Source organism: Nocardioides sp. Leaf285 (genome assembly GCF_001422955.1).
Taxonomy (GTDB): domain Bacteria; phylum Actinomycetota; class Actinomycetes; order Propionibacteriales; family Nocardioidaceae; genus Nocardioides; species Nocardioides kribbensis.
The window spans coordinates 38,135-57,784 of the sequence record NZ_LMNH01000007.1 but is presented as its reverse complement, the minus strand read 5'-3'; the positions used below and the strand labels follow the sequence as shown (position 1 = coordinate 57,784).

Below are 19,650 nucleotides of genomic sequence, written 5' to 3'. Positions count from 1 at the left end.
GGTGTGGTCGTCCCTCTCACCAGTGCGGCAGCACGAGCGCGGCCCAGACCAGGAGCGGTCCGAGGACGACCACGATCACGCTGTAGGTCAGGATCTGCTTGTAGTAGACGGGCTCGCTGATGGTGTCGGGCCGGTTGGCCAGCATCAGGGCGCCGTTGGTCGAGAACGGGCTCACGTCGACGATGGTCGAGGAGACCGCGAGGGCCGCCACGAAGAGCGCGGCGTTGATGCCGCCGTCGGCGATGAGCGGCACCGCGATCGGGATGATCACCGGCAGCAGCGCCGTGGAGGAGGCGAAGGCCGAGACCACACCACCGACGTAGCAGAGGATCAGCGCGCCGAGCGCGGCCGCACCCAGGCCGGCGGCCCACGTGCCGACGAACTCCGGGGAGCCCGCGGTGGTGAGGATCGTGGCGTAGGTGCTCACGCCCGCGACCAGGAGCACCGTGGGCCAGGCGACCTGCTTGACGGCGTCCTTGTGCTGGTTGGGCGAGAGCATGGCCAGGATGACCGCGGCCGTGATGGCCACGAAGCCGATGTTCTTGTCGAAGGCCAGCGCGATGACGGCGACCGCGACGAAGGCGATGAGCGTCAGCACCTGGTCGCTGCGCACGCCCAGCGACTGCGTCGGCGTCGCGGTGGTGGTGCCCGTGCCGCGGGCCGGGATCGAGGCGCCGCCGCGGTGGAGGTCCTCGGTGAGGGTGTCGGGCCCCTGGGCCTCGTCGGCGTCGATGCGGCGGCTGACGAGCTCGCGACCGCCGAGGACGGCGAAGAGCAGGACCGCGAGCAGGAAGTTGACGATCAGGCTGGAGAGGAACACCACGATCTCGTTGGACGGCAGACCGGCGTCCTCCATCACCGAGTTGGTGATGATGCCGTAGATGCTGATCGGCGAGAACCCGCCGGCCTGCGCGCCGTGGACGACGAACATGCCCATCATCAGCGGGCTGATCCGGTAGCGACCGGCGAACCCGAGGGCGATCGGGCCGATGATGGCGCAGGCGGCCGGGCTGGCCGCGCCGATCGCGGTCAGCAGCGCGGTCACGAAGAACATCACCCACGGGATGAGCGCGACGCGCCCGCCCACGGCCCTGACCGCGCTGCGCACGATGAGGTCGACGGTGCCGTTGTTCCTCGCGATCGCGAACAGGTAGGTGACGCCGATCAGCGTGAGGATCAGGTCACCGCTGACCCCGGCCAGGATCTCCTTCTCGTCGAGCTCCAGGGCGTACATGCCCACCAACCACGCGGCGACGTAGGCCAACGCTCCCATGTTGATCGGCAGCAGCGTGCCGATCACGAACAACGCGACGAGCGCGATGATCGCTACCCATTCCGGTCCCATCAGGTCCCTCTCTCCCGAGCCCCGGCGGTCCCGGTGACCGCGATCACATCTGGCTCAGTGGCCTAGCCAATAGCCCAATGACCCATTAGTCAATACGCTGGCCGCATGTCCGACGCCGCCTTCCCGCGCCGCCTCGCCCGCACCCGGCTCTACGAGCAGGTGGCGGAGCAGATCACCGGGTGGGTGCAGGAGAACGGACTCGTGGCCGGCGACCGGCTGCCGCCCGAGCGCGAGCTCGCGACCCGGCTCGGGGTGAGCCGCGCGACGCTGAGCCAGGCCCTGGTGGCCCTCGAGGTCATCGGGGTGGTCGCGGTGCGCCACGGCGACGGCACCGTGGTGACCGGCTCCCCGGGCTCCCCGGGCGTGCCGGCCACCACCCGCATCACCGACGCGATCCGCGCCCACGCCGACCGGCTGCCCGAGATCCTCGAGACGCGCGACGCGCTCGAGACCAAGATCGCCTCGCTCGCCGCGGCGCGCCGCACCGACGACGACCTGGCGCGCATCCACGACGCCCTGGCCGCCATGGAGGCCGACATCGCCGCCGGTGGTCGCGGCGTGGAGGGCGACGAGCGCTTCCACGGCGCCGTCACCGCGGCCGCCCACTCGCTGCTGCTGGCCCGGCTGATGGGCGAGATCGGCGACCTCGTCCGCGAGTCGCGCATCGAGTCGCTCTCCCAGCCCGGGCGCCCGCGGGACTCCCTGGCCGGCCACCGCGCCATCGCCGACGCCATCGCCGCGGGCGACCCCGTCGCCGCGGCGGCGGCGATGCACCGCCACGTCGAGATGGTCAGCGACGTCGCCGTGCTGCGCGACGAGGAGCGGTGAGCGGGCTCGAGCAGCTGGCCGTGCTGGCCGCCGGCCTCGGGGCCGGCGTGCTCACCTCGACGGTGGGGGTGGCGTCGCTGCTGAGCTTCCCGGTGCTGCTCGCCGTCGGGCTGCCGCCGGTGGTGGCCAACGCCTCCAACACCGTGGGCCTCCTGCCCGGCGCCGTCAGCGGCTCGCTGGGCTACCGCGCGGAGCTGCGCGTGCACCCGCGGCTCACCTGGTCGGTGCTGCTGGCCTGCGGCACCGGCGCGGTGGCCGGGGCCTTCCTGCTGCTCTCCCTGCCGGCCGAGGTCTTCGGGGCGGTGGTGCCGTGGCTGATCCTCTTCACGTGCCTGCTGGTGGGCGTCCAGCCGCGCCTCTCGGCCCGGATGCGGTCGCGCCACGACGGCGGGACCCCCGTGGACCGCACCGCGATGTCGCGCACCACCCGCGTCTTCTGCGCCCTCACCGGCGTGTACGGCGGCTACTTCGGCGCCGGCTCCGGGGTGATGGCGATGGCCGTGCTCGGCCTGGGACTCGACGTGGAGATGCGCGTGCTCAACGCCCTGAAGACCCTGGCGGTGATGGGCGGCAACCTCGTGGCCGGCGCGATCTTCGTCGTGGTCGCCGACCTCGACTGGACCGCGGTCGGGCTGCTCGCCCTCGGCTCGGTGGGCGGCGGCTACGTCGGCGCCCGCATCGGCCGGCGCCTGCCGCCGACCGTGCTGCGCTCCCTGGTCGTGGCCGCGGGCGTGGCCGCCGCCGTCGGGCTGCTGGTCTAGGGGCGGTCGGAGCCGCGCGCCGCGGCGGAGTCGGGGAAGCGCGCGTCGACGAGGGAGAACACCGCGTCGGAGAGCCGCGGGGCGGCGATGGTGACGATCTCGCCCAGCCGGCCCGCGAGGGTGTCGACGGTGACCGGGCGGTCCTCCAGCGCCCGCACGACCCGCGCGCCGGCCCGCTCGGGGGTCTCCCCCCGGCCGGCGTAGGCCTCGGTGGGGGCGATCATCGGGGTGCGGACCAGCGCGAAGCGCATGGCGGTGAAGGCGACGCCGTCGGCGTAGGTCTCGCGCCCGGCGATGCGGCCCCAGGTGTCGAGGGCGGTCTTGGAGGCGATGTAGGCGGAGAACTTCGGGGCCTTGACCTGCACGCCCCAGGTCACGACGTTGACCACGTGGCCGAAGCCCTGGGCCCGCATCGCGGGGAGCAGGCCCATGGTCAGCCGCACCGGGCCGAGGTAGTTGACCGCCATCGTGCGCTCCACGTCGTGCAGCCGGTCGTGGCTCAGGCGCAGCGAGCGGCGGATCGAGCGACCGGCGTTGTTGACCAGGTGGTCGACCGCGCCGTGCTCGGCCAGCACCTGCGCGACGAGGGCGTCGACGGCGTCGGGGTCGGTGAGGTCGCAGGGGTAGGTCGCGGCCCGGCCGCCGGCCGCCTCGATGGCGCCCTGCACGCGCGCCAGCTCCTCGGCACGACGGGCGACGAGCAGCACCGTGGCGCCCTTCGCGGCGGCCTGCACCGCGGTGGCCTCGCCGATGCCGGAGGAGGCGCCGGTGACGAGCACGACCCGGTCGGCCAGGGGGCTGGGGAAGCCCAGCAGACGACGGACGCGGGAGACGGGCGTGGTCAGCAGCACCCGCGGAGTCTAGGGCGCGGGCGGGAACGACCAGGGGCGTGCCGCCTCGAGCTGGGCGCTGAGGCTCAGCAGCGTCGGCTCGTCGTCGGTGCGGCCCACCAGCTGCACCGCCAGGGGCAGCCCGTCGGAGGCCAGCCCCGCCGGCACCGCGGCCGCGGGGTTGCCCGCGACGTTCCACAGCGCGGCATAGGCGATCGAGGGCAGCGCCAGCAGCGAGCTGGCCACCGTGCCCCGGCCGTCGAGGACTCCGGCCCGGGCGGGGCGGTGGGCCGTGGCGGGGGTGAGCAGCACGTCGACGGCGCCGTCGCCCTCGAAGACCCGGTTGGCCAGGGCGGAGACGGTGCGGGTGCGCCGCAGGGCGGCCTCCCGCACCCGCGGGGTCACCCATGCCCCCAGCCGCAGCGTCTCGCGCGTGCGACGCTCCAGCCGCTCGGGGTGCTGCACCAGCTCGGCCTCCGAGCGGATGCCGGCGAGGAACTGCGGCACGAAGGCAGCGGTCGGGTCGGGGTAGCGCGGGTCGACCTCGCGCACCTCGTGGCCCAGGTCGGCCAGCAGCCGCGCGGTGTCGTGGACGGCCGCGACGTGCTCGGGGTGCGGGCGCACGCCACGGGTGACCGGTCGCACCGACCAGCCGACCCGCAGCCGTCCCGGAGCACGGCCGGCCGCCTCCACGAAGGACCCGGCCTCCCCGGCGTGGTGGAGGTCGGAGGGCAGGCTGCCGCGCACCACGTCGTAGACCAGCGCGGCGTCCCGGACGCTGCGGGCCAGCGGGCCGGTCGTGCCCAGCGCCCACCACAGGTGCGGCTGCGGCGCCGCGGTCACCCGCCCGCGCTGCGGCTTGAGGCCGAAGAGCCCGCAGCAGGCGCTGGGGATGCGGATCGACCCGCCACCGTCGCCGCCGACGGCCACCGGCACCATGCCCGTCGCCACCGCCACCGCCGTGCCCCCGCTCGACCCGCCCGGGGTCCGCGAGGGGTCCCAGGGGTTGCGGGTCAGCCCGCGCGAGGCGCCCTCGGTGAACGGGAACGCACCGAACTCCGGCATCGTCGTCTTGCCGACCACCACCGCGCCCGCCTCGCGCAGCCGACGCACCAGCTCCGCGTCGGCCGGCGCCGCGGCGGAGTTGGCCTCGCCGCCGTACGTCGTCACGGCGCCGGCGACGTCGAGCTCCTCCTTGACCGCCACCGGCACCCCGTGCAGCGGCCCCAGCGGCTCCCCCGCCGCCTGTGCCGCGTCGCGCGCGTCGGCCTCGGCGCGGGCCGCCTCGGCGAGCACGACCGAGAAGGCGTTGAGCGGCGGGTCGAGCCGCGCCACCCGCGCGAGGCTCTCCTCGAGCACCTCCCGCGCGCTCGCCCGTCCCGAGGCGACCCGCTCGGCCACCGCCACCGCGTCGTGCTCGTCGACGCCCCTGCGCTCGTCCATGACCCGACCCTAGACCCGACCCTGGGGCCTGCTGCTTGACTCGGGCACGACCCGTCACCGCCGACCCCACCACCCCGAGGAGACCCATGCCGCTCGTCAGGATCGACGTCACCGCCGGCCGCACCCCCGAGGAGCTGCGGCGCCTCGCCGACGTCGTGCAGGAGGTGATGCTCGACGTCTTCGCCGCGCCGGCCCGCGACCGCTACCAGGTGGTCACCGAGCACCCGGCCGGGCAGATCATCGCCGAGGACACCGGGCTGGGCTACGAGCGCACCGACGGCATCGTCGTCGTGCAGGTCTTCCAGCAGGGCCGCGACGCCGAGCAGAAGCAGGCGCTCTACCGGGCGCTCGCCGACCGGCTCGAGGAGCACTGCGCGGTGCGCCCGCAGGACCTCATCGTCTCGGTGAGTGCCAACGAGAAGGAGGACTGGTCCTTCGGCGAGGGCAGGGCGCAGTTCCTCGACGGCGGCCTCTGACCCGCGCCGCGCTCAGGCCAGCGACTCCACCCAGGCGTCGTGGAGGGCGGAGTAGCGCCCGGTGCCGCCGGCGACCAGGTCGCCGGGCGCGCCGTCCTCGACGATGCGTCCGTGCTCCATCACCAGGACCCGGTCGGCGATCTCCACCGTCGAGAGCCGGTGGGCGATGATCACCGCCGTCCGGCCCGCCAGCACGGTGCGCAGCGCCTGCTGCACCAGGCGCTCGGAGGGCACGTCGAGCGAGGACGTCGCCTCGTCGAGGATGAGCACCGCGGGATCGGCCAGGAAGGCCCGGGCGAAGGCGACCAGCTGGCGCTGGCCGGCCGAGAGCCGACCCCCCTGGTTGGCGACGTCGGTGTCGTAGCCGTCGGGCATCGCGGCGATGAAGTCGTGGGCCCCCAGCGCGGTGGTCGCCTCGACCACCTGCGCCATCGTGGCCCCCGGGCGCCCGAAGCGGATGTTGTCGGCGATCGTGCCGGAGAACAGGTAGCTCTCCTGGGTGACCATGACGACGTGGTCGCGCAGGGTGTCGGAGGTCAGGTCGCGCAGGTCGACCCCGTCGAGCAGCACCCGGCCGCCGGTGGGGTCGTAGAAGCGGGTCGCGAGCTTGGCCAGGGTGGTCTTGCCCGCGCCGGTCGTGCCGACCAGCGCCAGGGTCTGGCCCGCCGGCACGACGAGGTCGAGGTCGGGCAGCACCGGGCGGTCCTCGACGTAGGCGAAGCGCACGTGGTCGAAGCGCAGCTCCCCGTGGGCGGTGGGCAGCGCGACCGGTGAGGTCGGCTCCGGCACGTCGGGCTCCTCCTCCAGCACCCCGGCGAGCTTCTCCAGCGCCGCGGAGGCCGACTGGAAGGTGTTGTAGAACTGCGAGATCTCCATCATGGGCTCGAAGAACTGGCGCAGGTAGAGCAGGAAGGCGGCCAGCACGCCCACGGTCACGTCGCCGCGGTAGGCCAGCAGGGCGCCGTAGAGCAGCACGACGGCGATGGTGACGTTGCCGATGAGGCGGATGCCGGGCATGAACCACGCGACGAGACGGAACGCGACGAGGTTGGCCGCGCGGTACTGCTCGTTGACGTCGTCGAAGATCTCCTGGTTGCGCGGCTCGCGCCGGAAGGCCTGCACCGCACGGATGCCGCCCATCGACTCCACGAAGTGGACGATGACCAGCGCGACCTTCTCGCGGGTGGCGCGGTAGCTGCGGGCCGAGGCCTTGCGGAACCAGTTGGTGAGCAGCGCCAGGAACGGCCCGCACAGCAGCGCCACCAGGCCCAGCTCGACGTCGAGGAAGAGCAGGATGGCCGCGGTGCCGACCAGGGTGAGCGCCGCGGTGACGAGCCCGTCGAAGCCGGTCTCGAGCATCTCGTAGACGGCGTCGACGTCGGAGGTCTGGCGCGAGATGACCCGGCCCGAGGTGTAGCCGTCGTGGAAGGCGGGGCTGAGGTCCTGGAAGTGGCCGAAGACCCGGCGCCGCACCTGGAGCAGGACGTCCTGGCCGATGCGCCCGGAGCGCACCAGGAAGAGCTGGCGCGCGACGGCCTGGAGCAGGGTCGCGCCCAGCACGGCGCCGACCACCACCAGCAGCACCGTCAGGTCGTCGTCGCGACGGATGGGCGGGATGCCCGAGTCGATGCCGACCTTCACCAGGTAGGGGATCGCCAGGCGCGCGGCGTTCTCGACGACGACGACCGCGACGAGCAGCCACAGCGCCCGTCGGTAGGGCGCGAGCAGCTCCCCCAGCAGCCGGCGGGCGCCCCCGCCCAGCCGCGCGGCGGTCATCGCCTCGGCGGCCTCGTCGGCGTCGACGGCCGCCGCGCCACGCCAGTCGGTCGCGGCGCTCACACCGACACCGCCGCGTCGTCGGCCCAGGCCTCGGCCGACAGCAGCCGGGCGTAGGCGGGCACGGTGGCCAGCAGCTCGCGGTGCTCGCCGACGTGGGTGATGGTGCCGTGCTCCACCAGCGCGACCCGGTCGGCCAGCATCACGGTGGAGGCACGGTGCGCGACGACGAGCCCCGTGGTCGACCCCAGGACGCGGCCCAGCGCCTCCTCGACCAGCTTCTCGGTGTGCACGTCGAGGGCCGACAGGGTGTCGTCGAGCACCAGCACGGCCGGGCGCGCCAGCACGGCACGGGCCAGGGCCAGGCGCTGCCGCTGGCCCCCGGAGAGCGAGAGCCCCTGCTCGCCGATGCGGGTGTCGAGACCCCACGGCAGGTCGTGGACGAACTGCGCCTGGCTGATCTCGAGGGCCTCGGCGACGTCGGCGTCGGAGGCGTCGGCGCGACCGAGGGTGAGGTTCTCCCGGGCGCTCATCGAGAAGAGCGTGGGGTCCTCGAAGGCGGTGGCGACCAGCGAGCGCAGGTGCACCAGGTCGAGCTCGCGCACGTCGATCCCGTCGAGCAGCACCCGTCCGCCGGTCACGTCCCACAGCCGCGGCACCAGGGCGGTCAGCGCGGTCTTGCCCGACCCGGTGGCACCGACGAGGGCCACGGTCTCCCCCGGCGCGACGTCGAGGTTGACGTCGCGCAGCACCGGCTCGTCGGGGGCGTCGGGGAAGGCGAAGTCGACGTGCTCCAGGCGCAGGTGGCCGCGGGGCCGCTCGATGCGGCGCGTGCCGCCGACGATGGCGGGCTCGGTGTCGAAGATCTCCAGGATCCGCGCGCTCGCCGTCATCGCCTCCTGGGCCATGGCGAGGATGACGCCGAGGGAGGAGATCGGCCAGACCAGCGAGAGCATCAGCGTGATGAAGGCGACCAGCTCGCCGGGCGTGAGCGCGCCGCGGCCCACACCGATCGCACCGAGCAGCAGCACCGCCGCGACCGCGAGGTTGGGCACCGCGCCGAGGAAGGTCCAGAAGCGGGCCGAGAGACGGACCTTGTCCATGCTCGTGGCGTGCAGGGTGCGGGCGGCCGCGGCGTACTGCTCGCCGACGTGGCCGCTGCGGCCGAAGGACTTGATGACGCGGATGCCGACGGCGCCCTCCTCGGCGAGGGTGGCGAGGTCGCCCTGCTCGTCCTGCACGCGGCGCGAGACGACGACGTACTCCTTCTCGAAGCGCATGCACAGCCACACGATGGGGGCGGCGGCCGCCGCGACGACCAGGCCCAGCGGCCAGTACATGTGCAGCAGCACCGCGGTCGTGGCGACCAGCTGCACGACGTTGACCAGCAGAAAGAGCACGCCGAAGCCGCTGAAGCGGCGGATCGCGGAGAGGTCGGTGGTGGCGCGCGAGAGCAGCTGACCCGAGCCCCAGCGGCTGTGGAAGGCCATGGGCAGGCGCTGGAGGCGCTCGTAGAGGTCGTGGCGCATCGCGGTCTCGATGCCGAGCACGGCGTTGGACTGCACCCAGCGGCGCCAGAAGACCAGCACGGCCTCGAGCACGCCGAGCCCCAGCGCGAGCAGGCCGAGCGGGAGGATCGCCCCCGCGTCGCGCTCGGTGATCGGCCCGTCGATGAGGGCCTTGGTGACCAGCGGCACCGCGATCGACAGGGCCACCACCCCGAGGCTGGTCAGCAGCATGATGGTCAGGGCCACCACGTGCGGGCGCAGGTACGGCGCCAGGCGCAGCAGCGAGCGCACGTCGGCCGGCGGCGGCGCGGCGGCCCCCGCCGGGGCCTCGGCGGGGGACGGCCCGAGAACAGTTGACATCGTCAAGCAGCCTAGGCGCGGGCGCCGACAACGGGCCAATCCGTCAGCCGGCCAGCAGTCCCCGCACGACACGGAGCGCGACCGACATCCGCGCCAGGTCGGCGCTCTCGTCGGAGCAGATCTCCTGCAGCGTGGCCGCGGCCCGCGAGACCACGACCTCGTCGCCGTCCTCCCACGAGCCGATGCGGGCGGTGGCCGACTCCTCCCCCGACGTCGCGGCCAGCACCTGACCGGTGAGCTGCACGTGCACCGCGTTGAGGTCGTCGCGCAGGGCGGCCCGGGCCATGGTCTGCCACCGGTCGTGCCTCGGCAGGTCCAGGATCCGGTCGACCAGCACCGGCAGACCGAGCCGCTCGCCCAGGGCCACGTGCACCCGGGTCACCTCGACCGGGTCGAGCCCGTCGCGCAGGGCGAGGTCGACCACGCCCAGCAGCGTGTAGGCCGGCTGCAGACCGGCCACGCGCGAGGCGAGCTCCTCGTCGAGCCCGCCGCGCACCAACCGGTCACGCCGGTCCTCGAAGGCCTGCAGCTCGCGCCCGGTGAGCAGGTCGGGCAGGGCCGCCATCGTCGCCTGCACCGGATCGCGGAAGTGCTCCACCGTGGCCGAGGAGTCGAGCGGGGGGCGGCGGTTGACCACGAGCCAGCGCGAGGCCCGCTCGACCAGCGTGCGCATCTCCAGCCGGGCCCGGGTCTGCACGCCGGCGTCGATGCGGGTGTCGAGGGCCGCGAGCCGCTCGCGCAGGTCGAGGGAGCCGAAGATCTCGCGGGCCACGAAGTTGGCCCGGGTCAGCTCGGCGGCGCTCGCGCCGGTCTCCCCGCCCAGGCGGGGCCAGAAGGTCATGCCGGCGCCGTTCACCAGGTCGTTGACCACCTGCGTGACGATGATCTGGCGTCGCAGCGGGTGGTCGGCGACCTGCGCGGCGAAGCGCTCGCGCATCGGCGTCGGGAAGTAGACCTCCAGGTCGTGGGCGAGGTAGGGGTCGTCGGGCAGGTCGGACTCGAGCAGCTCCTCGGCCAGGACGATCTTGGTCCAGGCCAGCAGCACCGAGAGCTCGGGCGCCGTGAGGCCCTCCCGGGCGTCGAGGCGCCGGCGCACCTCGGCGCTCGAGGGCAGGCCCTCGATCTCGCGCACGAGCACGCCGTCGCGCTCCAGGCGGCGCATCCAGTCCTCGTGCACGTGCAGCAGCGCGGCGGCGTGGTCGGCGGCGTTGGCCAGGGCGAGGTTCTGCTCGTAGTTGTCGGCCAGCACCAACGAGGCGACCTCGTCGGTCATCTCCGCCAGCAGGGCGTTGCGCTGCTTGCCCGTGAGGTCGCCGGCGGCCACCACCCGGTCGAGCAGGATCTTGATGTTCACCTCGTGGTCGGAGGTGTCGACGCCGGCGGAGTTATCGATGAAGTCGGTGTTGATCGCCCCGCCCGAGCCGTCGCCGCCGCGCTGGGCGTACTCGATGCGGCCGGCCTGGGTCAGGCCCAGGTTGCCGCCCTCGCCGACGCAGCGGGCGCGGACCTCGCGACCGTCGACGCGGATGGCGTCGTTGGACTTGTCGCCGGCGTCGGCGTGGGTCTCCTGCGAGCCCTTGACGTAGGTGCCGATGCCGCCGTTCCACAGCAGGTCGACGGGGGCCTGCAGGATCGCCCGCATCAGCTCGGCCGGGGTCAGCCGGTCCACGTCGTCGGGCAGTCCGAGCGCCCGCCGCACCTGGGGGCTGACCGGCACGGACTTCAGGCCCCGGGACCACACGCCCCCGCCCTCGGAGATCAGGGAGGCGTCGTAGTCCTGCCAGCTGGAGCGCGGCAGGTCGAAGAGCCGACGGCGCTCGGCGTAGGACGTCGCGGGGTCGGGGTCGGGGTCGAGGAAGACGTGGCGGTGGTCGAAGGCGGCCACCAGCCGGGTCGTGGGCGAGCAGAGCAGGCCGTTGCCGAAGACGTCGCCGCTCATGTCGCCGATGCCGACGCAGGTGAACTCCTGGGTCTGGCAGTCGATGCCGCGCTCGCGGAAGTGGCGCTGCACCGAGACCCACGCCCCGCGGGCGGTGATGCCCATGGCCTTGTGGTCGTAGCCCACCGAGCCGCCCGAGGCGAAGGCGTCGCCGAGCCAGAAGCCGTAGTCGGCCGCCACCGCGTTGGCGAGGTCGGAGAAGGTCGCCGTGCCCTTGTCGGCGGCGACCACGAGGTAGGAGTCGTCGCCGTCGTGGCGCACCACGTCGCGCGGGGGCACGGTCACGCCGTCGACCAGGTTGTCGGTGAGGTCGAGCAGACCCCGGACGAAGGTGGTGTAGGCCGCCACCCCCTCCGCCATCCAGGCCTCGCGGTCGCCCGGGTCGGGCAGCTGCTTGGCGTAGAACCCGCCCTTGGCGCCGACCGGCACGATCACGGTGTTCTTGACCATCTGGGCCTTGACCAGGCCGAGCACCTCGGTGCGGAAGTCGTCGCGGCGGTCGGACCAGCGCAGTCCGCCGCGTGCGACCGCGCCGAAGCGCAGGTGCACGCCCTCGACCCGCGGGGAGTGCACGAAGATCTCGAAGCGGGGCCGCGGCTGGGGCAGGTCGGGCACGGCCTGCGGGTCGAGCTTGAAGGACAGGTAGGCGTGGGGCTCACCGTCGACGGTCTGGAAGTAGTTGGTGCGCAGGGTGGCGCGGACCAGCGTGAGGTAGGACCGCAGGATGCGGTCGTGGTCGAGGCTGGCGACGTCCTCCAGCGCCCGACCGAAGGCCGCGACGAGGTCGTCCTCCCCGCGTGCCCCGGCGTCGGGGTGGGGATCGAAGCGGGCCTCGAAGACCGCGACCAGGAGCCGGGTGAGGTCGACGTTGTCGCGCAGTGCGCCCTCGATGGAGTCCTGGGCGAAGGGCGAGCCGGCCTGGCGCATGTACTTGGCGTAGGCGCGCAGCACCGAGGTCTGGCGCCAGGTCAGCCCGGCGCCGAGCACGAGCCCGTTGAAGCCGTCGATCTCGCTGCGTCCCTCCCAGACCGCGCGCAGCGCGTCCTGGAAGAGGCCGCGCGCCCGCTCGGGCAGGGCGCGGCCGTAGCGCAGGCCGAACTCGTAGACGTAGGACGGCCGGTCGAGGCCGTCGAGCTCGTAGGGGCGCTCGTCGACGACCTCGACCCCGAGGGAGGACAGCATGGGCAGCACCTGCGAGAGGCTCAGCGGCTCGCCGACGCGGTAGACCTTGAGCCGGGCCTCGCCGCGGCCGGCGTCGAGCTGCTCGTAGAGCGACAGGTCGATGCCCTCCTCGCCCTCGACGTCCTCGAGGCGACGCAGGTCGACCGCCGCGGTGCGCGGGGAGAAGTCCTCCTTGTAGGCCTCCGGGAAGGAGTCGACGTAGCGCCGCCCGAGGCGCGCACCGGCCTCCTCGCCGTACTCCGCGATGACCGCGGAGGTGAAGTCGTCGCGCCAGCTGCGGCTGGCCTCCGAGAGCCGACGCTCGAGGTCGGCGGCGTCGATGTCGCCGCTCCCCCCGGCCGCGTCGGCGGACAGGTGGACGACGAAGTGCACGCGCGCGGTGGTCGACTCGTTGATCCGCACGGTGAACTCGACCGACTCGCCGTGGAGACGGTCGAGGAGGATCTGGGAGAAGCGCTCGCGCACCGCGGTGTTGTAGCGGTCGCGCGGCAGGTAGACGAGCACCGAGACGTAGCGCCCGTAGGTGTCGCGCCGGGTGATCGTGCGCACCGCGCGCCGCTCGCGGGCGTGCATGGCCGCCTCGGCGCGCGGCGCCAGCTCGTCGACGCTGGTGTGGAAGAGCTCGTCGCGGGGGTAGGTCTCGAGGGTGTCCATGAGGGCACGTCCGGCGTAGCTGCGCGGGTCGTAGCCGCTGCGGCGCAGCACGGCGGCCGCGCGCTCGCGCAGCAGCGGGATGCGGGTGAGGCTCTCGGCGTAGGCGGTCGAGGAGAACAGCCCGAGGAAGCGACGCTCCCCGACCACGGCCCCCGAGGCGTCGAACGTCTTCACCCCGACGTAGTCGAGGTACGCCGGGCGGTGCACGGTCGCCCGGGAGTTGGCCTTGGCCAGCACCAGCAGGCTGCGCTCGCGCGCGCGGGCCTTGACCGCCTCGGGCAGGCGCGCGAAGGACTCCGACTGGTCCTGGTCGGCGCGCAGGATGCCCAGGCCCGTGCCCGGCACCGCGCGCAGCACCTCGTCCTCGGCCGAGCCCTCCGAGCCGCCGGTCGAGCCGCCGGCGGAGCCCTCGGACGGCACGGTCTCGAGGTGGTACTCGCGGTAGCCGAGGTAGGTGAAGTGGTCGTCAGCGAGCCACTCCAGCAGCTCGGCGCCCTGCCGGACCTCCTCGGGGTCCAGCGGCGGCGGGTCCTGGCGCAGCTCCTCGACGATCTCGAGCATCCGGCCGCGGGTGCGGCTCCAGTCCTCGACCGCCTCGCGGACGTCGCGCAGCACCCGCTGGACGTCGGCGACCAGGTCGCGCGCGAGCTGCTCCCCGGTCTCGCCCTGGGGCAGCCGGTCGATCTCGACGTGCATCCACGACTCGCGCACGGCCTCGCCGTCGGGCTGCAGCGCGCCGTCGTCGACGACGCCGACGTGCTGCAGGGCTCCGGTGATGTCGCGCCGCACGTCGAAGTGGGGGTGGACGACCACGTGCACGTCGTGGAGCTGCCGGGCCAGCTCCATGGTGAGGGAGTCGACCAGGAAGGGCATGTCGTCGGTGACGACCTCCACGACCGTGTGACCGGAGGCCGACCAGCCGTGCTCGGCGAGCGTCGGGGTCAGCACGCGCACCGCCGCGGTGCCCTGCGGCCGCTCCGTGGCCAGCCGGTGGTGGGAGGCGAGGGCGCCGTAGACGTCGGCCTCGCTCCGACCGGCGAGGTCCTCCGGGGCGACGTGGCGGTAGTAGGCGGCCAGCAGCGCGCCCACGTCGTCGTGGGGCGGACCGCCCGTGCCCTTCCCGGCCCGGGCCAGGTCGGTCGCCTTCGCGAGGAGGTCGGACTTGTCCAGATCATGCGTCGTCGTTGACACGGGACCGACCCTAGGACCCCCGGACGGGTGGGGCCAACGCGCCCCGCCCGGTCTCGACCACCGCGGTCTCGACCACCGCGGCGCGCACGAGGTCGACGCCCTCGCCCGCCCCGAGGCTCCAGGGGTCGCGCCACAGCGCCTCCCACGTGGTCTCACCGCGGTCGACCGAGGCCGCGTGGCGCCGCTGGGCGAGCGTCCCGCCGCGCGCAGCGCGCTCCAGCGCACCGAGCACCGGCCGCGGGACACCGCGGTCGAGCTCCGCGGCGCGCCGCAGGGTGCGACCCGACCGCTCAAGCGCGGCGGCGAGGAGCCGGTCGGCCTGCGAGCCGCTCACGGCACCAGGTCGGGCAGGGAGGCGAGCAGCGCGAGCCGGTCGCCCACGTGGCGGGCCCAGACCGGCACCGTCTCCTTGAGCTCCAGCAACCGCTGGACCAGGTCGACCACGAGCCGGACGTCGTCGACGAGGTCGGTGATCGCGTCGAGCCCCTTCATCGCCACCTCGGCGGCCAGGGCGGCCCACCCGGCCGGTCCGGAGGCGCGGCTGAGCAGCGCGCGCACGAGCCGCGCCATGGCCTTGCCGAGCTCGACGACGAGGTGCTCGACCTCGACCCCGAGCCGCTCGGAGACGTCGGCGACCTCCTCCAGCACGAGCGCGCCGCGCTCCACGACGGCGCCCACCGCGCGGCCGGCGAGGGCGAGCCCCTCGATCCGTGCCGCGCAGGCGGCCCCGGCCAGCCCGCTCCACCCGAGCGCGACGTGCACGGCGAGACGGTCGAGGTTGCCGGCCCAGGCGGCCCACGCCGACCCGGTGGTCACGCAGGCCGTCGCGTTCTGCCGGATCGCGGTGTAGTCGCCGCTCAACGGCAGCACGACCAGCTCCTCGAGGCTGCCGCCCGGCAGCTCGGGCAGCCCCGCGCCCACGCCGTTGAGGGCGCGCACCCCCAGGTTGATCGTGTCGCGCATGGCCGAGAAGGCGGCGTCCCACGACTCGAAGGCGGCGTCGTGGCGGCGCTGGGGGTCGCTCTCCCCGGGCGCGAGGAGCACCGGGTCGAGCAGCACCGGGCCGCTCACGCCCCCGCTCCCGCCACGTCGCGGTGCACGAGCGCGGCCGACGCCGACGCGTCGAGGTCGGCGGCCTCGAGCCCGGCCAGGGCCGACTCCACGTCGTCGACCGCGTCGGCCCAGACCGCCGCGAAGCGCCGGTCGAGCGCGTCGAAGGCGGCCGACACGAGGTCCATGGCCTCGGCCAGGGGCCGCAGCACGCACACCGGGCTCGGCTCGAAGCCGTCGCGCCGCGCCACCCACTCCCGGGCGTAGTCGCTCACCGCGCGCTCCTGCTCGGCCAGCACCGCGAGGTGACGCGGCACCCGCCACGTCTCCGCCCAGCTCGTGATCTCCGGTCCACCCGTCATGACCCACCTCCCGCTCCCCGCCGGCGCACGGTGCGCCGGCCCCCTCCAGGTGCCCGGCGGGGGCGGGCTTTGAAACGGGAGCATGATGGGGCTGTGGACAACGCGCTGCTCTTCGACGCCCGGGCGCGGGTGCTGGCCGACCTCCGGGCCCGCGACCACGCCACGCCACCCGCCGTGTCGGCGCTGGAGGACGCCGTCTCGGCGCGCTCGTGGTGGGCGGGGCAGTGGCCCGAGGGGGCGCAGTACGTCGCCGGCCTGGTCGCCCAGGACGTGCAGGACGCGCTCTTCGAGAGCACCGGTCGCTGGCCCCTGTGCGTCGGCTGCCCCGGCGCGCCGGAGCACTCGCTCTACATCCAGCCCGACCTCGGGGGCCCCGACCCGCACTGGGTGTGCGAGGAGACCGGCCAGACGGTCGCCGACCTGGGTCGCCTCGGTGAGTGGCGCCCCTTCTGAGCCGACCCCTCCCAGGCGTCGTGGCCCTCAGGCGTCGTGGCCGAGCTGGACCCAGAGCGTGAAGCGGTCGGCGCGGTAGACGGTGCGCGAGACCTCGACGACCTTGTCGCCGGCCAGCGCGCGTCGCGAGTGGCGCAGCACCGGCGCGCCCTCGTCGACCTCCAGGAGGGTCGCCTCCTCGGGCGTCGCCCGGTCGGCGGTGATGGAGTCCTCGGCCCAGGTCGGGCGCAGGCCGCGGCCGTCGAGGGCGTCGTAGAGGCTGGTCGGCATGCCGCTCTGGAGGAAGCCGGGCAGGAGGACCTCGTTGAGGTAGGCGTCCTCGAGGCACATCGGCGTGCCGTCGGCGCGGCGCAGCCGCCGCCAGTGGATGACGGCGTCGCCCTCGGTCAGGCTCAGCGCACGGGCCACGCCGGGACCGGCCTGCTCACGACGCGCGAGGAGGGTCTGCGACTCAGCCAGCAGCCCGCGCCGCGACATCTCCTCGGTGTAGCCGGTGATCCGGCTGGCCGCACGCCGCGGGCGGGCGACGAAGGTGCCCCGCCCGGGGATGCGCTCGAGCAGCCCCTCGACCACGAGCGCGTCCATCGCCTGGCGCACCGTCATGCGGGCCACGCCGAACTGGTGCACGAGCTCGCGCTCGGAGGGAGCGGGCGACCCGGGAGCGCTGCCGGTCACCAGGGAGCGGACGTACTCGCGCACCGCGACGTGCTTGAGGCCACGCCCATCCGGCGCCAGAACGTCTTCCACGCCCCCCAGATTAGGGAGGCGCGCGGCGCCCTGTCCGGCGAATGCGCAACCTCGGGCGCCCCAGGGGTGAGCCCGTGCCGCGTCCCCCTCCCTACCCTCGACCCATGCACGTCGAGCGCACCTTCACCGTCCCGCGGCCCGTCGAGGCCGTCTTCGACTACCTCAGCGACTTCGCGCACACCCGCGAGTGGGACCCCGGCACCGTCACCACCACCCGCACCTCCGGCGACGGCGGCGTCGGCGTCGGCACGACGTACGCCAACACCTCGCAGTTCATGGGCCGCACGGTCGACCTGACCTACGAGACGACGGCCTTCGAGCGGCCCTCGCGCGTGCAGTTCCGCGGCACCAACAAGTCGGCGACCGCGACCGACACGCTGAGCTTCTCCCCCGACGCCGACGGCAGCGCGACCCGCATCCACTACCGGGCCGACTTCGACTTCGGCTTCCTGCTCAACCTCGTGGCACCCGTCGTGCTGCGCGGCAAGCTCGACACCCTGGCCGACGAGACCGTCGAGCAGATCACCCGCACGCTGCTGAACAAGGCCGTCTGACCGGCGGCGCGCCGGCCGGTCGGTCGAACACGCGTTCGACCAACCGGGCTAGGGTGGTCGCGTGGACTTCCAGTCGTCGCTCTTCGAGGCGCCGGTCGCGCAGGTCGGTGACCTGAGCGCCCTCGAGCGCCACCCGCTGTCGCACGGCGCGTGGGTCGACGTGCACCGCACGTGGCTCCCCGAGCCCGACGACGTGCTCGCCACCCTGGTCGCCGACGTGCCGTGGCGCGCCGAGCGACGCCAGATGTACGACCGCGTCGTCGACGTGCCGCGGCTCGTGCACACCTACCTCGTCGGCGACGCCCTGCCCCACCCGCGGCTCGCACAGGCCCGTGACGCGCTGAGCGCGCACTACGCCGACGAGCTCGGTGAGCCCTTCCGCACCGCCGGCTGCTGCTACTACCGCGACGGGCGCGACAGCGTGGCCTGGCACGGCGACACCATCGGGCGCGGCTCGACGCAGGACACGATGGTCGCGATCGTCTCCCTCGGCGACCCGCGGCGCCTGGCGCTGCGCCCCCGTGGCGGCGGGGCCTCGCTGTCCTTCGAGATGGGCCACGGGGACCTGCTCGTCATGGGCGGCTCCTGCCAGCGCACCTGGGAGCACGCCGTGCCGAAGGTCGCCTCGGCCGGGCCGCGGGTCTCGGTGCAGTTCCGCCCGCTCAACGTGTTCTGACCGCACCCACTCACCCCCTTGGGCGGAACAGCGGCCCCCCACCCGTGGTTGTGTCGAACCATGGACGCCACTGCCACCATCGGCCTGACCGGCCTCGCTGTCATGGGCCGCAACCTGGCCCGCAACATCGCCCGCAACGGGCACACCATCGCCGTGCACAACCGCACCGCCGCCAAGATGACCGCGCTCGTCGAGGAGTTCTCCGACGAGGCCCGCGAGGGCGGCGGGGAGCTGGTGGGCTCGGAGAGCCTCGAGGACTTCGTCGCCTCGATCCAGCAGCCCCGCACCATCCTGGTGATGGTGAAGGCCGGCGAGCCGACCGACGCCGTCATCGACGAGCTGGTGCCGCTGCTCGACGAGGGCGACATCGTCGTCGACGCCGGCAACGCGCACTTCACCGACACCCTGCGCCGCCAGCAGGCCCTCGAGGAGAAGGGCCTGCACTTCGTGGGCATGGGCGTCTCGGGCGGCGAGGAGGGCGCCCTCAACGGGCCCTCGATCATGGTGGGCGGCTCCGAGCACGCCTACGAGAACCTCGGCCCCGTGATGGAGTCGATCGCCGCGGTCGTCGACGGCACCCCGTGCAGCACCCACGTCGGTCCCGACGGCGCCGGGCACTTCGTCAAGATGGTGCACAACGGCATCGAGTACGCCGACATGCAGCTGATCGCGGAGTCCTTCGACCTGCTGCGCACCGTCGGCGGCCTCGAGCCCGCCGAGATCGCCGACGTCTTCGACGAGTGGAACCGCGGCGACCTCGAGTCCTTCCTCATCGAGATGACCGCCGACGTCCTGCGCCACACCGACGCCGAGACGGGCAAGCCCTTCGTCGACGTCGTGCTCGACCAGGCCGAGCAGAAGGGCACCGGCCGCTGGACCGTGCAGAGCGCCCTCGACCTCGGCGTGCCGATCACCGGCATCGCGGAGGCGACCTTCGCCCGCAGCCTCTCGGGCCACGCCGAGCAGCGCGCCGCGGCCCGCGAGATGTTCTCCACCACCTCCGAGGAGCACACCGTCGAGGTCGACCGCGACGTCTTCGTCGACCAGGTGCGCGCGGCGCTCTACGCCTCCAAGGTCGTCGCCTACGCGCAGGGCTTCGACCAGATCGCGGCCGGCGCGGAGGAGCACGGCTGGGACATCGACCTCGGCAGCGTCGCCACCATCTGGCGCGGCGGCTGCATCATCCGGGCGCAGTTCCTGGACCGCATCAAGGAGGCCTACGCCGAGGAGCCCGACCTCACCACGCTGCTGACCACGCCCTACTTCGCCGACGCGGTCAAGGACGGCGTCGACGCCTGGCGCGACGTGGTGGCCACCGCGGCGCAGGCCGGCGTGCCGATCCCGGCCTTCGCCTCCTCGCTGTCCTACTTCGACGGGCTGCGGCGCGGCCGCCTGCCCGCCGCGCTCATCCAGGGCCTGCGCGACAACTTCGGCGCCCACACCTACCAGCGGGTCGACCGCGACGGCTCCTTCCACACCACGTGGGCGGGCGACCGCACCGAGCAGGAGGCCTGA

At 73.9% G+C, this 19,650-nt stretch carries 17 protein-coding genes; 7 read left to right on the top strand and 10 right to left on the bottom strand.

The window, feature by feature from the left end; translation table 11 throughout:
• Positions 1-16: 16 nt before the first annotated feature.
• Positions 17-1,345, bottom strand: a complete 1,329-nt coding sequence (locus tag ASF47_RS20345) for an SLC13 family permease (RefSeq protein ID WP_056865873.1) — start codon at positions 1,343-1,345, stop codon at positions 17-19.
• A 105-nt stretch (positions 1,346-1,450) separates the two neighbouring features.
• Here ASF47_RS20345 and ASF47_RS20340 point away from each other — a divergent pair, with 105 nt between their 5' ends.
• A complete protein-coding gene (locus ASF47_RS20340; protein ID WP_056865872.1) occupies positions 1,451-2,173 on the top strand; it encodes a FadR/GntR family transcriptional regulator in 723 nt (240 codons plus the stop codon).
• Positions 2,170-2,934 (top strand): sulfite exporter TauE/SafE family protein, encoded by a 765-nt coding sequence (locus tag ASF47_RS20335; protein ID WP_056865871.1) that lies wholly within the window; start codon positions 2,170-2,172, stop codon positions 2,932-2,934. Before ASF47_RS20340 ends, ASF47_RS20335 begins: the two co-directional genes overlap by 4 nt.
• Here the strand turns inward: ASF47_RS20335 and ASF47_RS20330 are convergent.
• Complete coding sequence (locus ASF47_RS20330; RefSeq protein ID WP_056865870.1) at positions 2,931-3,785, bottom strand: SDR family NAD(P)-dependent oxidoreductase; 855 nt, start codon at positions 3,783-3,785, stop codon at positions 2,931-2,933. The genes ASF47_RS20335 and ASF47_RS20330 overlap by 4 nt on opposite strands.
• Before the next feature lie 9 nt (positions 3,786-3,794).
• On the bottom strand, positions 3,795-5,207 hold the full coding sequence (locus ASF47_RS20325) for an amidase (RefSeq protein ID WP_056865869.1): 1,413 nt from the start codon (positions 5,205-5,207) through the stop codon (positions 3,795-3,797).
• An 86-nt stretch (positions 5,208-5,293) separates the two neighbouring features.
• Here ASF47_RS20325 and ASF47_RS20320 point away from each other — a divergent pair, with 86 nt between their 5' ends.
• Positions 5,294-5,683, top strand: coding sequence for a tautomerase family protein (locus ASF47_RS20320; protein WP_056865868.1), 390 nt, complete (start codon positions 5,294-5,296; stop codon positions 5,681-5,683).
• A gap of 12 nt (positions 5,684-5,695) precedes the next feature.
• Here ASF47_RS20320 and ASF47_RS20315 read toward each other — a convergent pair whose 3' ends face one another.
• From ASF47_RS20315 to ASF47_RS20290, 6 genes are read right to left on the bottom strand one after another with little or no spacing between them, the layout of a single operon-like run.
• Positions 5,696-7,522, bottom strand: coding sequence for an ABC transporter ATP-binding protein (locus ASF47_RS20315; RefSeq protein ID WP_056865867.1), 1,827 nt, complete (start codon positions 7,520-7,522; stop codon positions 5,696-5,698).
• Entirely contained in the window at positions 7,519-9,327 is a 1,809-nt protein-coding gene (locus ASF47_RS20310) for an ABC transporter ATP-binding protein (RefSeq protein WP_056865866.1), read from the bottom strand. The genes ASF47_RS20315 and ASF47_RS20310 overlap by 4 nt, the downstream gene beginning before the upstream one ends.
• Positions 9,328-9,370: 43 nt before the next feature.
• Positions 9,371-14,293 (bottom strand): NAD-glutamate dehydrogenase, encoded by a 4,923-nt coding sequence (locus tag ASF47_RS20305; RefSeq protein WP_056865865.1) that lies wholly within the window; start codon positions 14,291-14,293, stop codon positions 9,371-9,373.
• A gap of 10 nt (positions 14,294-14,303) precedes the next feature.
• The gene (locus tag ASF47_RS21405; protein ID WP_056865864.1) at positions 14,304-14,627 is read right to left on the bottom strand and encodes a hypothetical protein; all 324 of its coding nucleotides are present in this window, start codon (positions 14,625-14,627) and stop codon (positions 14,304-14,306) included.
• Positions 14,624-15,364: a hypothetical protein gene (locus ASF47_RS20295; protein ID WP_056865863.1), complete on the bottom strand. Its 741-nt coding sequence runs from the start codon at positions 15,362-15,364 to the stop codon at positions 14,624-14,626. The genes ASF47_RS21405 and ASF47_RS20295 overlap by 4 nt, the downstream gene beginning before the upstream one ends.
• Positions 15,361-15,705 (bottom strand): hypothetical protein, encoded by a 345-nt coding sequence (locus ASF47_RS20290; protein WP_056865862.1) that lies wholly within the window; start codon positions 15,703-15,705, stop codon positions 15,361-15,363. The genes ASF47_RS20295 and ASF47_RS20290 overlap by 4 nt, the downstream gene beginning before the upstream one ends.
• A 93-nt stretch (positions 15,706-15,798) precedes the next feature.
• On the opposite strand from ASF47_RS20290, the gene ASF47_RS20285 reads away from it, so the two are divergent.
• Positions 15,799-16,158 (top strand): hypothetical protein, encoded by a 360-nt coding sequence (locus ASF47_RS20285; RefSeq protein ID WP_056865861.1) that lies wholly within the window; start codon positions 15,799-15,801, stop codon positions 16,156-16,158.
• A gap of 27 nt (positions 16,159-16,185) precedes the next feature.
• Here ASF47_RS20285 and ASF47_RS20280 read toward each other — a convergent pair whose 3' ends face one another.
• Complete coding sequence (locus ASF47_RS20280; protein WP_056865860.1) at positions 16,186-16,905, bottom strand: GntR family transcriptional regulator; 720 nt, start codon at positions 16,903-16,905, stop codon at positions 16,186-16,188.
• Between the two features lie 104 nt (positions 16,906-17,009).
• On the opposite strand from ASF47_RS20280, the gene ASF47_RS20275 reads away from it, so the two are divergent.
• From ASF47_RS20275 to gndA, 3 genes are all read left to right on the top strand, one after another.
• A complete protein-coding gene (locus ASF47_RS20275; protein WP_056865859.1) occupies positions 17,010-17,459 on the top strand; it encodes an SRPBCC family protein in 450 nt (149 codons plus the stop codon).
• A gap of 61 nt (positions 17,460-17,520) precedes the next feature.
• Positions 17,521-18,135, top strand: coding sequence for an alpha-ketoglutarate-dependent dioxygenase AlkB (locus tag ASF47_RS20270; RefSeq protein WP_056865858.1), 615 nt, complete (start codon positions 17,521-17,523; stop codon positions 18,133-18,135).
• A gap of 60 nt (positions 18,136-18,195) precedes the next feature.
• Positions 18,196-19,650 (top strand): NADP-dependent phosphogluconate dehydrogenase, encoded by a 1,455-nt coding sequence (gene gndA / locus ASF47_RS20265; RefSeq protein ID WP_056865857.1) that lies wholly within the window; start codon positions 18,196-18,198, stop codon positions 19,648-19,650.